The 12,080-nt window shown below is 69.3% G+C and carries 9 protein-coding genes and 1 pseudogene; 3 read left to right on the top strand and 7 right to left on the bottom strand.

The genetic code is table 11. The annotated features are described in order from the left end of the window. Positions 1 to 30: 30 nt before the first annotated feature. The 5 genes and pseudogenes from MQC88_RS11405 to MQC88_RS11385 all read right to left on the bottom strand — a co-directional run. Positions 31 to 683 (bottom strand): annotated as a pseudogene (locus tag MQC88_RS11405) (transketolase-like TK C-terminal-containing protein); the annotation flags it as partial. Next, on the bottom strand, positions 671 to 1,345 hold the full coding sequence (locus tag MQC88_RS11400) for an alpha/beta hydrolase (RefSeq protein WP_243322153.1): 675 nt from the start codon (positions 1,343 to 1,345) through the stop codon (positions 671 to 673). The gene MQC88_RS11400 and the pseudogene MQC88_RS11405, both read right to left, overlap by 13 nt. Further along, entirely contained in the window at positions 1,342 to 2,169 is an 828-nt protein-coding gene (locus tag MQC88_RS11395; RefSeq protein WP_243322151.1) for a dioxygenase family protein, read from the bottom strand. Before MQC88_RS11395 ends, MQC88_RS11400 begins: the two co-directional genes overlap by 4 nt. Before the next feature lie 62 nt (positions 2,170 to 2,231). Then, the gene (locus tag MQC88_RS11390; protein ID WP_425491627.1) at positions 2,232 to 2,669 is read right to left on the bottom strand and encodes a DoxX family protein; all 438 of its coding nucleotides are present in this window, start codon (positions 2,667 to 2,669) and stop codon (positions 2,232 to 2,234) included. Between the two features lie 42 nt (positions 2,670 to 2,711). After that, entirely contained in the window at positions 2,712 to 3,344 is a 633-nt protein-coding gene (locus MQC88_RS11385) for an NADPH-dependent F420 reductase (protein ID WP_243322150.1), read from the bottom strand. A 124-nt stretch (positions 3,345 to 3,468) separates the two neighbouring features. Here MQC88_RS11385 and MQC88_RS11380 point away from each other — a divergent pair, with 124 nt between their 5' ends. Then, on the top strand, positions 3,469 to 4,377 hold the full coding sequence (locus MQC88_RS11380) for a LysR family transcriptional regulator (protein ID WP_243322148.1): 909 nt from the start codon (positions 3,469 to 3,471) through the stop codon (positions 4,375 to 4,377). 102 nt (positions 4,378 to 4,479) lie between these two features. Here MQC88_RS11380 and aceE read toward each other — a convergent pair whose 3' ends face one another. Next, the gene (aceE, locus tag MQC88_RS11375; RefSeq protein ID WP_243322145.1) at positions 4,480 to 7,167 is read right to left on the bottom strand and encodes a pyruvate dehydrogenase (acetyl-transferring), homodimeric type; all 2,688 of its coding nucleotides are present in this window, start codon (positions 7,165 to 7,167) and stop codon (positions 4,480 to 4,482) included. A gap of 353 nt (positions 7,168 to 7,520) precedes the next feature. On the opposite strand from aceE, the gene MQC88_RS11370 reads away from it, so the two are divergent. Next, on the top strand, positions 7,521 to 7,976 hold the full coding sequence (locus tag MQC88_RS11370) for an REP-associated tyrosine transposase (protein ID WP_243322143.1): 456 nt from the start codon (positions 7,521 to 7,523) through the stop codon (positions 7,974 to 7,976). 207 nt (positions 7,977 to 8,183) lie between these two features. Here the strand turns inward: MQC88_RS11370 and MQC88_RS11365 are convergent, their stop codons facing one another. Continuing rightward, complete coding sequence (locus MQC88_RS11365) at positions 8,184 to 10,697, bottom strand: NADP-dependent malic enzyme (protein WP_243322141.1); 2,514 nt, start codon at positions 10,695 to 10,697, stop codon at positions 8,184 to 8,186. Between MQC88_RS11365 and MQC88_RS11360 the strand changes: the two genes are divergently transcribed. After that, positions 10,696 to 12,075 carry a hypothetical protein gene (locus MQC88_RS11360; RefSeq protein ID WP_243322139.1) on the top strand — a complete coding sequence of 460 codons (1,380 nt, stop codon included), beginning with the start codon at positions 10,696 to 10,698 and terminating at the stop codon, positions 12,073 to 12,075. The genes MQC88_RS11365 and MQC88_RS11360 overlap by 2 nt on opposite strands. Positions 12,076 to 12,080: the final 5 nt, after the last annotated feature.

Genomic DNA, 12,080 nt, shown 5'->3' with positions numbered 1-12,080 from the left:
GTGTATCAAATGGGCTTTTACGGGTGTTTCTCAAACCCCAATCGGATTCGGATTCTCCGCATCGATCTTGTACAGCTTGATCGCCCGCGCCACGTCCTTGGCCGTCATCTTGCCTTCCGCCGCCAGCGCCGCGATCGCGGCTTGTGCTACGTGGAAGCGGTCGACCTCGAAGAAGCGGCGCAGGTTCTCGCGGGTGTCGCTGCGGCCGTAGCCGTCGGTGCCCAGCACGGTGTAGCGCATCGGCACGAAGGCGCGGACCTGCTCGGGGTAGGCGCGGATGTAGTCGGTGGCGACGATCGCCGGGCCTTGGCGGCCTTCGAGCTGCCGGGTGATGTAGGCCTTGCGCGGCTCGGCTTCCGGGTGGAAGCGGTTGTGGCGCTCGGCGTCATGGCCGTCGCGCGCGAGCTCGTTGAAGCTGGGGCAGGACCAGATGTCGGCGGTCACGCCGAAGTCCTTGTCCAGCAGTTCGGCCGCGGCGATGACTTCGCCGGCCTGCAGGCGGCATCGCCGATGCGCTGGAAACCGAACATCGAGTAGTAGATGTAGAACGGCAGCAGTTGCAAGTCGTTGGTGCTGTAGCTGGTGGCGCAGGCGAACCATGACGCGAACGCGCCGGCCTCGATGAGTCCTTCCTCCAGCATTTCACCGACCAAATACACGCGGTCCTGCATCAATCGCCGCGCGCCAGCCACGCCAGAAGGTCCGCACGCATCGCGGCGTCCAGCTCATGCCCGCCCGGATACAGCTTCATCTCATGCGAAACCCCCAGCCGCGTGAGCCACGCGTCCGCGCGGCGCGCCCAGTCCACCGGCAGCTTGTCGTCGTGCAGGCCGTGGGCGATGTAGCCGCGCAGGGTGGACAGGCGCTGCGCGTCGGCGAGTTGCGGCTCGAGCTCGGGCAGGATGCGGCCGGCGAGCACCGCGAACGCGGCGACGCGTTCGGACGCGGTCAGCGCGACGCTGGCGCTGAGGATGCCGCCTTGGCTGAAGCCCGCAATCGTGGTGTGCGCGGCGTCGATGGCATGGGCCTGCTGCAGTTGCGCGATGAAGGCGATCAGCGCGCGGCGGCTGGCGTCGGCTTCGCCGGCTTCGATCCGCGGGCCGGCGCTGGTGAAGGCGACGCGGAACCAGCCGAACGCATCCGGGCCCAGCGTGATCGGGCCGCGCGGCAGCACCACCAGCGTGTCGCCGCCGACTTCGGCGCCGAGGCCGGCAAGATTGCCTTCGTTGCCGCCGACGCCGTGCAACAGCACCAGCAGCGACGCGGGCCTTGCCGGCGCCGGCTGCAGGCTGCGGAACGCCAGCGCGAAGGCCGGATCGGTGACGAGCGGGCTGGGCGTGCTCATGCGGCCTGGCCTTGCGCGAGCCGATCCAGCGCATCGTTGGCCGCTTGTGGCAGGCCGAACGCGAACGAATCCATCGACAGCACGCCGTCGGTCATGCCGCCTTCGACCAGGCGCGCCGCGTCTTCGCCGGAACTCGCGCCCGCAGCGACCAGCAGCGGCAGGTAGTGCTCCTCGGTGGGATGCGCGCGCGCCGCGTGCGGTGCGCGGCGGCGGTAGTCGACCAGCGCGTCGACGTCGCGCGCGAGCACAGCATCGTGGACCCAGTCGGCGAACTGCTGCGCGTATTCCGGATCACGGATGTGCTGGCGGAATTCATGCAGGTTGTGGGTGAGGCTGCCGGACCCGACCACCAGCACGCCACGCTCGCGCAGCGGCGCCAGCGCCTGGCCCAGCCGCAAGGCGCCGGCCGCATCGATGTCGTGCGGCAGCGAGACCTGGAACACCGGCACGTCGGCCTGCGGGAACAGGTGCCGCAGCGGCACCCAGGCGCCGTGGTCCAGGCCGCGGCGTTCGTCGAACCCGACCCCGAAACCGGCGATCGTGAGCAGCCGCGCGGCGTCCTGCGCCAGGCCCGGCGCCCCGGGTGCGGGGTATTGCAGCTGGTACAGCGCGGCGGGGAAGCCACCGAAGTCGTGGATGGTCTCCGGCGCGGCGCCGGCGCCGACGCGCACGCCGCGAGTCTGCCAGTGCGGCGACACCACCAGCACCGCGCGGATGTCGGGCATCGCCTGGCCGAGGGCGCCCAGGTTGGGGCCGAGCCGGCCAGGTTGCAGCGCGAACATCGGCGAGCCGTGGGAGATGAAGAGCACGGGGGCGGGGGTCATGGCGGGCTCCTGCAAAGGCAGCGGGCGTGGTGCGCCCGCTGCCGTGGGGTGATGCGTGGATGTCAGCGGTTGCGGCGCTCGCTCCATGCCTGCTCGAGGCTGAAGCGGCCGGCGCCGTGGGCGGCGAGCATCAGGAAGCCGCCGGCCATCGCCACGTTCTTCCAGAAGTTGATCGCCTGCGCGGCATCGCCGAAGTCGGCGTGGAACAGCGCGGCGCTGGCGAGCGAGAACGCGGCGAGCGCCAGCGCGATCCAGCGGGTGAAGGCGCCGCCGAGGATCGCCAGGCCGCCGCCGAGCTCGAGCGCGATCACCAGCGGCAACAGGCCGCCGGGCACGCCCATGGCTTCCATGTACTGCTGGGTGCCGGCATAGCCGGCGATCTTGCCCCAGCCGGAAATGATGAAGATCAGCGACAGGCCGAGGCGGCCGAGCAGCGATGCGGTGGCGTCCAGGGACGCGTTGATCGGAAGTGCGCGGGACGATGCAGAGATGGCGTTCATGGGTAGGTCCTTGGAAGATGTGTGGGTGGCGACGCCGCGGCGTCAGGCCTTGCTGATCCAGGTCGGCGCGATCGCGGTGCCGCGGCCGGCGCCATAGCCGAGATAGATGTTCAATCCGGCCAGCGGTTCGAGATAGCGCGCGTTCTTCAGCGGGCCGGCGTCGACTGGGGTGAAGCCGATGCTTTCGATCAGCGCGGTCGCGGTCTGCTTGGCGCGCTCGCTGTCGCTGGCGACGAACGATTGCGCGACCTGGCCATCGGCGAACCGCGGGCCTTCCGCCAGCACCTGCGCGAACAGCGTGTTGAACGCCTTGGCCACTTCGGCCTCGGGCACCGCCTTGGCGATTTCTTCGGCGGCGGAGGTGTCGTGGCCCAGGGTCAGGCCCATGAAGTCGGCGGTCAGCGGGTTGGTGATGTCGATGACGACCTTGCCCTTGAGCGACCCCAGCGAACGCAGCGCCGGCACCGCGTCGGCATAGCCGGTGGCGACGATGACCACGTCGGAGCCGTCCAGGGCGTCGGCGGGGGTGGCGGCCACGGCGCCCGGGTTGGCGGCGGCGAGCGCCTGCGCCTTGGCCGGGTCACGGGCGGTGATGCGCAGGGCATGGCCGGCGCGGGTGAGCTGGGTGGCCAGGGCCGAGCCCATGTTGCCGGTGCCGATCAGGGTGATGCTCATGGCGGTCTCCGTTGGTTGCCCGGGGCGTCCGGGCATGGGAGACACTCTATTGATCACATCGACATTGATAAACTACCATTCGGTTGACTGACTGTCTCACTAATCGAGACAAAGGAGCCAGGGCATGGACAAATTCCAGCAGATGGCCAGCTTTGTCGCCGTCGTCGATGCCGGCAGCTTCGTCGGCGCCGCGGACGCGACCGGCCTGTCGAAGGCGGCCGTCTCGCGCCACGTGGCCGAGCTGGAACAGCGCCTGGGCGCGCGCCTGCTGCAACGGACCACGCGGCGGCTGTCGCTGACCGACGATGGCCAGCTGTTCTTCGCCCGCGCCAAGGACATGCTGGCCGCGGTCGACGAGGCCGAGTCGGAAATCAGCTCGCGCAGCGGCGAGCCCAGCGGGCTGCTGCGGATCAATGCCCCGCTCACCTTCGGCGTGCTGCACCTGGCGCCGCTGTGGGGGCGTTTCGCGCAACTGCATCCCAAGGTATCGCTGGACATCGCGCTGAGCGATCGCGTCGTGGACCTGGTCGAGGAGGGTTACGACCTGGCGGTGCGCATCACCAACCTGCCCAGCTCGCAGCTGGTGAGCCGGCAGCTGGCGACGACGCGGATGGTGGCGTGCGCTTCACCGCAGTACCTGGCGCAGCACGGCACGCCACGACATCCGGGCGAACTGGCCGGGCACGCGGTGATTTCCTACAGCTACTGGGCGGCGCGGGACGAGTGGACCTTCACCGCGCCGGACGGCAACGCGGTTGCCGTTCGCACCCACGCGCGCATCCACGCCAACAACGGCGATACCTGCCGCGCGGCCGCGCTCGACCACCAGGGCATCATCCTGCAACCGGATTTCATCGTCGCCGACGACCTTCGCCAGGGCAGCCTGGTCGAACTGATGCCGGATTACCGGGCAATGACGCTGGGCATCCACGCGGTCTATCCGTCGCGCAAGCACCTGCCGATCAAGACCCGGCGGCTGGTCGATTACCTGGTCGAGGCGTTCGCGGTGCCGGCATGGAGCGTGGCGCGCTGAGCGACGCGGGCCGCGCGCGCCCGCGGCGGCGTTCGCGACGGCCAGGCGACCAAAGCAAAGGGCGGCCGCTGGCCGCCCTTCGGTGCCCGCAACCGCGTCGCCTCAGGCGTGCAGCGGGTTGGGCTTGTCCGCGTCGATCTTGTACAGCTTGATCGCCCGCGCCACGTCCTTGGCCGTCATCTTGCCTTCCGCCGCCAGCGCCGCGATCGCGGCTTGTGCTACGTGGAAGCGGTCGACCTCGAAGAAGCGGCGCAGGTTCTCGCGGGTGTCGCTGCGGCCGTAGCCGTCGGTGCCCAGCACGGTGTAGCGCATCGGCACGAAGGCGCGGACCTGCTCGGGGTAGGCGCGGATGTAGTCGGTGGCGACGATCGCCGGGCCCTGGCGGCCTTCGAGCTGCTCGGTGATGTAGGCCTTGCGCTGCTCGCCTTCCGGGTGGAAGCGGTTATGGCGCTCGGCGTCATGGCCGTCGCGCGCGAGCTCGTTGAAGCTGGGGCAGGACCAGATGTCGGCGGTGACTCCAAAGTCCTTGTCCAGCAGTTCGGCTGCGGCGATGACTTCGCGCAGGATCGTGCCCGAGCCCATCAGCTGCACGCGCAGCTCGCCCTTCTTCGCCTTGCCCGCATCGCGGAACAGGTACATGCCCTTGAGGATGCCCTCGGCGCTGCCTTCGGGCATCTCCGGGTGGGCGTAGTTCTCGTTCATCAGGGTGACGTACCAGTACTCGTCGTGCTGCTCGGCGAGCATGCGCTGCATGCCGTGCTGGATGATGGTGACGACTTCGTAGCTGAAGGTGGGGTCGTAGCTGCGCACGTTGGGGATCAGGCCGGCCTGCACCAGGCTGTGGCCGTCCTCGTGCTGCAGGCCTTCGCCGTTGAGCGTGGTGCGGCCGGCGGTGGCGCCGAGCAGGAAGCCGCGCGCGCGCATGTCGCCGGCCTGCCAGGCGGCATCGCCGACGCGCTGGAAACCGAACATCGAGTAGTAAATGTAGAACGGCAGCAGCTGCAGGTCGTTGGTGCTGTAGCTGGTGGCGCAGGCGAGCCATGACGCGAACGCGCCGGCCTCGGTGATGCCTTCCTCCAGCACCTGCCCGGCGGCGTCCTCGCGGTAGTACATCAGCTGGTCGCGGTCGACCGGCTTGTACTTCTGTCCGTGCGGCGCATAGATGCCGAGCTGGCGGAACATGCCTTCCATGCCGAAGGTGCGCGCCTCGTCGGCGACGATCGGCACCAGCCGCGGGCCGACCTGCTTGTCGCGCAGCGCGATGTTGAGCATCTGCACGAACGCCATCGTGGTGCTGATCTCGCGCTCGCCGGTGGACTTGAGCAGGCGCTCGTAGGTTTCGAGCTTCGGCACTTCCAGCGATTGCGTGGACTTGCGCCGGCGCTGCGGCAGGTAGCCGCCCAGCGCGCGGCGGCGCTCCTGCAGGTATTCGACTTCCGGCGACTTCTCGCCGGGGTGGTAGAACGGGACCGCGCTGTCCTTGAGCTGGTCGTCGGTGACGGGGATCTGGAAGCGGTCGCGGAATGCGCGCACGTCCTCGTCGTCCATCTTCTTGGTGCCGTGCGTGGGGTTGAGCGCTTCGCCGGCCTTGCCCATGCCGTAGCCCTTGACCGTCTTGGCCAGGATCACGGTCGGCATGCCGGTGGTCTTCACCGCCGCGTCGTAGGCGGCGTAGACCTTGTGCGGGTCGTGGCCGCCGCGGTTGAGGCGCCAGATGTCGTCGTCGGACAGGTTGGCGACCAGCGCCGCGGTCTCCGGGTACTTGCCGAAGAAATGCTCGCGCGTGTAGGCGCCGCCGAAGGCCTTGCAGTTCTGGTATTCGCCGTCGACGGTTTCCATCATCAGCTGGCGCAGCTTGCCGCTGGTGTCGCGCGCCAGCAGCGGATCCCAGTAGCTGCCCCAGATGGTCTTGATCACGTTCCAGCCGGCGCCGCGGAAGTTGCCTTCCAGCTCCTGGATGATCTTGCCGTTGCCGCGCACCGGGCCGTCCAGGCGCTGCAGGTTGCAGTTGATGACGAAGATCAGATTGTCCAGGCCTTCGCGGCCGGCGACGCTGATCGCGCCGAGGGATTCGGGCTCGTCGGTCTCGCCGTCGCCGAGGAAGCACCAGACCTTGCGGTCGGTCCTGGGCATCAGGCCGCGGCCTTCGAGGTACTTCCACTGCCGCGCCTGGTAGATCGCGGCGATCGGGCCCAGGCCCATCGACACGGTGGGCGTCTGCCAGTAGTCGGGCATCAGCCACGGGTGCGGGTAGGAGCTGACGCCGCGGCCGTCGACTTCCATGCGGAAGTTGTCGAGCTGGGATTCGCTGATGCGGCCTTCCAGGAACGAGCGCGCGTAGATGCCGGGCGAGCCGTGGCCCTGGATGTAGAGCAGGTCGCCGGGGTGCTCGCCGTGCGGCGCGCGCCAGAAGTGGTTGAAGCCGACGTCGTAGAGGGTGGCCGAGGAACCGAAGGTGGCGATGTGGCCGCCGAGGTCGCCGGGCTTGCGGTTGGCGCGCACCACCATCGCCATCGCGTTCCAGCGGATGATCGAGCGGATCCGCCATTCCATCGCCGCGTCGCCGGGGGACTTGGCCTCCTGGCCGGCGGGGATGGTGTTGATGTATTCGGTGGTCGGCTCGAACGGCAGGTTGGCGCCGGCGCGGCGGGTGACCTCGACCACGTTCTCGAGCAGCTGGTGGGCGCGGGCGGGGCCGTCGTGGTCGAGCACGGCCTGGATGGAATCGAGCCACTCGCGGGTTTCGACGGGATCGGGGTCGTCGCGCAGCAGCTCGTTGGTGGCGTTCATTGCGTTCACTGTCTCGGCTCCGCACGGCCCGCTGGCCGCGCAATTCGGTCGGTTTTCTGGAGTTTTCATTCTAGCAGGGGGGGGTGGCGATGAGGCCGGAGGGGAAAGCTCGCGGCTGAAGCCGCTCCCACAGAAGCCCGCTCCCACAGAAGCCCGCTCCCACGGAAGCCGCTCCCACGGAAGCCCCATCCCACAGAAGCCGCTCCCACGGTTGGCTGCAGGATTTTTTTTGTGGGAGCGGCTTCAGCCGCGAGCTCTTTTCTCCTCACCTCCTCCAAAATCCCTACCCTCACCCGCGCCTGATCCCGATGGTGCGCGCTAGCCCCGGCGACGAAGCTGCCGGCATGCACTCCATGGCACTCCGCATCGGCCGCTGGTCGATTCCCGGCCAGGTTTACCTGGTGACCTTCACCACTGCCTTTCGCAAGCCGCACTTCCGGCCCGCCGCCGTGGCGTCAGATGCCGCCCGCATGCTCGCGGCCGCGGATGGATGGCAGGCGACACAGCTGCTGGCCTGGGTGTTGATGCCCGATCACTGGCACGGGTTGGTAGAACTTGGCGAAGGCGACGATCTGTCGCATCGGATCGGAGCCATCAAGGGCGCGACCGCACGGCGGCTGGGGCAGTTGTATCCGCAGCTCGGGCCGGTCTGGGCCAATGGATTCCATGACCGTGGGTTGCGGCACGACAACGAAATCAGGGCCGCGGCGAGGTACCTGGTGTTGAACCCGGTGCGGTCGGGGCTGGTGCGGTCCGCCGGGCAGTATCCATATTGGGATGCGGTATGGGTGGGAGGAGCTCGCGGCTGAAGCCGCTCCCACGACATCCTGCTGGTACGGGATGCAGGTGTACGGGATGGGTGGAGGCGCCTCGCGGCTGAAGCCGCTCCTGCAGAGGCCGCTTTAGCGGGCTGGTTAAGAGCTCGCGGCTGAAGCCGCTCCCACCGAAACTGCTCCTACAGGTGACAGCAGGATTTTGTGGGAGCGGCTTCAGCCGCGAGCTCTGCTCCCGAAGCGTCACTCCTCGCGCAGCAACCGCCCCATGCCGACGCCGGTCTCGCGCTGCTTGCGCAGCTGGGCTTCGACGGCGGCGATCGCGGTCATGTTGATCACGCGGCGCGGGGTGCTGGCCGGGGTGAGGATGTGCGCGGCCTGGTCCAGGCCCATCAGGATCGGTCCGATGGCGACGCCGTCGGTCATCACCCGCACCATGTTGTAGGCGATGTTGGCCGCATCCAGGTTGGGCATCACGAACAGGTTGGCGCGGCCGGTCAAGGTGGTGTGCGGGAAGATGTGCTGGCGCAGCTCTGCGTTCCAGGCGGTGTCGGCCATCATCTCGCCGTCGATCTCCAGCTTCGGCGCGCGCGCCAGCACCAGCTCGCGGGCCTTGCGCATCTTCTGCGCGCTGGCGTCGTCGTGGCTGCCATAGTTGGAATGCGACAGCAATGCGATCTTGGGCTCGATGCCGAACAGCTTGAGCCGGTAGCTGGCCTGCAGCGTGGCCTCGGCGATCTGCTCGGCACTGGGATCCAGCTGCACGTGGGTGTCGAGGAAGAACCACACGCCCTGTTCGTTGATCACGCCGGTCATCGCGGCGGTGCCCTGCACGCCCTTGTCGAAGTCGAACACGCTGCGCAGGTAGCCGAGCTTCTTGTGATAGCGGCCGACCAGGCCGCAGATCATCGCGTCGGCTTCGCCGCGCTCGACCATCAGCGCGGCGATCAGCGTCGGCCGCGACCGGATCAGGTTCTTGGCCGCTGCCGGGGTCACGCCGCGGCGTTCGGTCAGGGCGTGGTACTGCTGCCAGTAGTCGTCGAAGCGCGGGTCCGAGTTGATGTTGGTGAGCTCGAAGTCGACCCCGGCGCGCATGCGCAGGCCCAGGCGCTCGATGCGCGCGGCGATCACGTCCGGGCGCCCGATCAGGATCGGCCGCGCCAGCTGCTCGTCGATCACGGTCTGCACCGCGCGCAGCACCACTTCCTCCTCGCCCTCGGCGTAGACCACGCGCTGGCGGTCGCCGCGGGCGCGGTCGTACACCGGCTTCATCAGCAGGCCGGTGCGATAGATGAACTGGGCGAGCGTTTCCTCGTAGGCGTCGAAGTCGGCGATCGGGCGCGTGGCGATGCCAGATTCCATCGCCGCGCGCGCCACGGCCGGCGCCAGCATCACCAGCAGGCGCGGGTCGAACGGGCGCGGGATCAGGTAGTCCGGGCCGAAGCTCGGGATGTCGCCGCCGTAGGCCGCGGCCAGGTCGCCGGCTTCCATGCGCGCCAGCTGCGCGATCGCGCGCACGCAGGCGAGCTTCATCGCCTCGTTGATTTCCCTGGCGCCGACGTCCAGCGCGCCGCGGAAGATGTAGGGGAAGCAGAGCGCGTTGTTGACCTGGTTGGGATAGTCGCTGCGGCCGGTGGCGATGATGCAGTCGGGGCGCACGCGCTTGGCGTCTTCCGGCAGGATCTCCGGGTTCGGGTTGGCCAGCGCGAGGATGATCGGCCGCGGCGCCATCGTCGCCAGCATCTCCGGCTTGAGCACGCCGCCGGCGGACAGGCCGAGGAAGATGTCGGCGCCTGCGACGATCTCGCCGAGCGTGCGCTTGTCGGTGTCGCGCGCGTAACGCTGCTTGTCCGGGTCCAGGTGCGCGCGGCCGGTGTACAGCACGCCTTCGCGGTCCACCGCCAGGATGTTCTCCGGCTTCATGCCCAGCGCCACCAGCATGTCCAGGCAGGCGATGCCGGCGGCGCCGGCGCCGGCGGTGGCGAGCTTGACGTCCTCGATCTTCTTGCCGACCACTTCCAGCGCGTTGTAGATCGCGGCGCCGACGATGATCGCGGTGCCGTGCTGGTCGTCGTGGAACACCGGGATGTTCATCCGCTCGCGCAGCTTGCGCTCGACGATGAAGCACTCCGGCGCCTTGATGTCCTCGAGGTTGATGCCGCCGAAGGTCGGCTCCATCGCGGCGATGATGTCGACCAGCTTGTCCGGGTCGCGCTCGTTCAACTCGATGTCGAAGACGTCGATGCCGGCGAACTTCTGGAACAGGATGCCCTTGCCTTCCATGACTGGCTTACCGGCCAGCGGGCCGATGTCGCCGAGGCCCAGCACCGCGGTGCCGTTGGTGATCACCGCGACCAGGTTGCCGCGCGCGGTCAGCGCGCTGGCCTGGTTCGGGTCGGCGACGATCGCCTCGCAGGCGTAGGCCACGCCCGGCGAGTACGCCAGCGCGAGGTCGCGCTGGGTGACCATCGGCTTGGTGGCGACGACCTTGATCTTCCCGGGAGGCGCGAAACGGTGGTAGTCGAGCGCCGCCTGCTGGAAGTTCTCGCTCGGGTTCGCCGGGCTCGCGGGCAGCGAACCCGAAGACGGGTTACCGGGGGAACCTGGAGCAGGCGTGTCGGACATCGGATCACGAACCTCGGTCGGGCATTCGATTCTAGCCGCTTCCGGCGACACCCCGGCGGCGCCGGTCGCGCGGCGATGGCCGCCGCCGGCGCCGATCGCGCAGAATGCGGCGTTCGCAGGCGGAGGCGGCATGGCGATTTCGATGGAACCGGCGAGGCCACCGTTGCGCGCCCGGCCAGGGCTGGCGCGCTGGTCGCCGCTGCTGGTGTTCGCGCTGGCGCTGCTCGGGCAATGGACGCTGATCGCCAATCCCGGCTATTTCAGCCATGACGAGTTGCAGTGGGCGGCGACGGCAGGCGAGGCGGGGCCGATCCCGTGGTTTTCGTGGGGCGCGATCGACGCGTTCCAGTACCGGCCACTGACCTTCAACCTGTGGATGTGGCTGTCGCGGCAGCTGTTCGCGCAGCCGCAGGCCTTCCATGCGCTGCTGGTGGCCTGGGGCGCGGGCAACGCGGCGCTGCTGTGCGTGCTGGCGCGGCGATTCGGGGTGGCGGCGCTGCCGGCGGCCGCGGGCGCGCTGGTGTTCGCGCTGGGGCCGTTTGCGAGCTACGTGCACGGCTGGGTCGGGACCATCGGCGACCTCGCGTGGCTGGGCTGCGCATTGCTGGCCGGGCTGGTGGCGACGCGCTGGCCGCGGCCGGCGGTGGCGGCGCTGGCCGCGGCCGCGTTCAGCGCGATCGGCCTGCTGGCGAAGGAAGCGGCGGCGGCGATCCCGGCGTTGCTGGCGCTGGCGTGGTGGTTCGATGGCCGCAAGCGCCATTGGGCCGCGGCGACGCTGGCGTCGGCGGCGGTGGTGGCGGCCTACCTCGCGCTGCGCGTCGGCGTGCTGCTGCACGCGCCGCGCGATGGCGGCTTGTACGTGGTGAGTGCCGCGCACGCACCGCTGCGCTGGCTCGAATACCAGTTGTTCGCGTTCGTGCCGAACGCGTTCGAGACCTTCCTGACGTTGTCGCGCGGCATCACCAGCCGCATCGTCGTGGCCGGCGTGCTGTGGCTGGCATTGCTGGCGGTGCTGTGGCGCAGCCGCCCGCGCCTGGCCGCGATCTTCCTGCTCGGCGGCATCGCCGCGCTGGCGCCGGTGCTGCCGCTGGGCAGCAGCTGGAACCACTATGGCTACGGCTACGCCGCGGTCACGACGATGGCGGTCGCCGCGGCGTGGCCACGGGCACCGCGCTGGGGCCGCGGCGTGATCGCTCTGTGCGCGCTGCTATGCCTGTGGCACGGCGCCAACGTGATGCGCAAGATGCGCCATGCCGGGGACGTGCAGGCGGTGTTTTCCCCGGCGCTGGCCGAGGCGGTCGCCGCGCATGCGGCGCGGGCAAGCGGCGCCACGCCGTTGCGCCTGCGCGTGGCCGCCGAGGCCGAGGACGACGCCTGGATCTTCGAGCGGCTGACGCACGACATCCCGAGCTATCGCGGCATCCCGATCGGCAGGCGCGTGCAACTGGTGGCGGGCGACGCGCCGGCCGATGCCGTGATCACCGCGGACGGCCACATCGCGCCGCCGTAGGTCTG

This window comes from Cognatiluteimonas sedimenti (genome assembly GCF_022808325.1).
Classification (GTDB): domain Bacteria; phylum Pseudomonadota; class Gammaproteobacteria; order Xanthomonadales; family Xanthomonadaceae; genus Cognatiluteimonas; species Cognatiluteimonas sedimenti.
Note: the sequence above shows the minus strand (reverse complement) of the source record. Positions and strands in the feature narration are given on the sequence as shown.

Bases quoted from the DNA above. Each gene is read 5' to 3' on its own strand.
- MQC88_RS11400 (WP_243322153.1), bottom strand. From the start codon at position 1,345: ATGAGCACGCCCAGCCCGCTCGTCACCGATCCGGCCTTCGCGCTGGCG.
- MQC88_RS11395 (WP_243322151.1), bottom strand. From the start codon at position 2,169: ATGACCCCCGCCCCCGTGCTCTTCATCTCCCACGGCTCGCCGATGTTC.
- MQC88_RS11390 (WP_425491627.1), bottom strand. From the start codon at position 2,669: ATGAACGCCATCTCTGCATCGTCCCGCGCACTTCCGATCAACGCGTCC.
- MQC88_RS11385 (WP_243322150.1), bottom strand. From the start codon at position 3,344: ATGAGCATCACCCTGATCGGCACCGGCAACATGGGCTCGGCCCTGGCC.
- MQC88_RS11380 (WP_243322148.1), top strand. From the start codon at position 3,469: ATGGACAAATTCCAGCAGATGGCCAGCTTTGTCGCCGTCGTCGATGCC.
- aceE (WP_243322145.1), bottom strand. From the start codon at position 7,167: ATGAACGCCACCAACGAGCTGCTGCGCGACGACCCCGATCCCGTCGAA.
- MQC88_RS11370 (WP_243322143.1), top strand. From the start codon at position 7,521: ATGGCACTCCGCATCGGCCGCTGGTCGATTCCCGGCCAGGTTTACCTG.
- MQC88_RS11360 (WP_243322139.1), top strand. From the start codon at position 10,696: ATGGCGATTTCGATGGAACCGGCGAGGCCACCGTTGCGCGCCCGGCCA.
- MQC88_RS11365 (WP_243322141.1), bottom strand. From the start codon at position 10,697: ATGCCGCCTCCGCCTGCGAACGCCGCATTCTGCGCGATCGGCGCCGGC.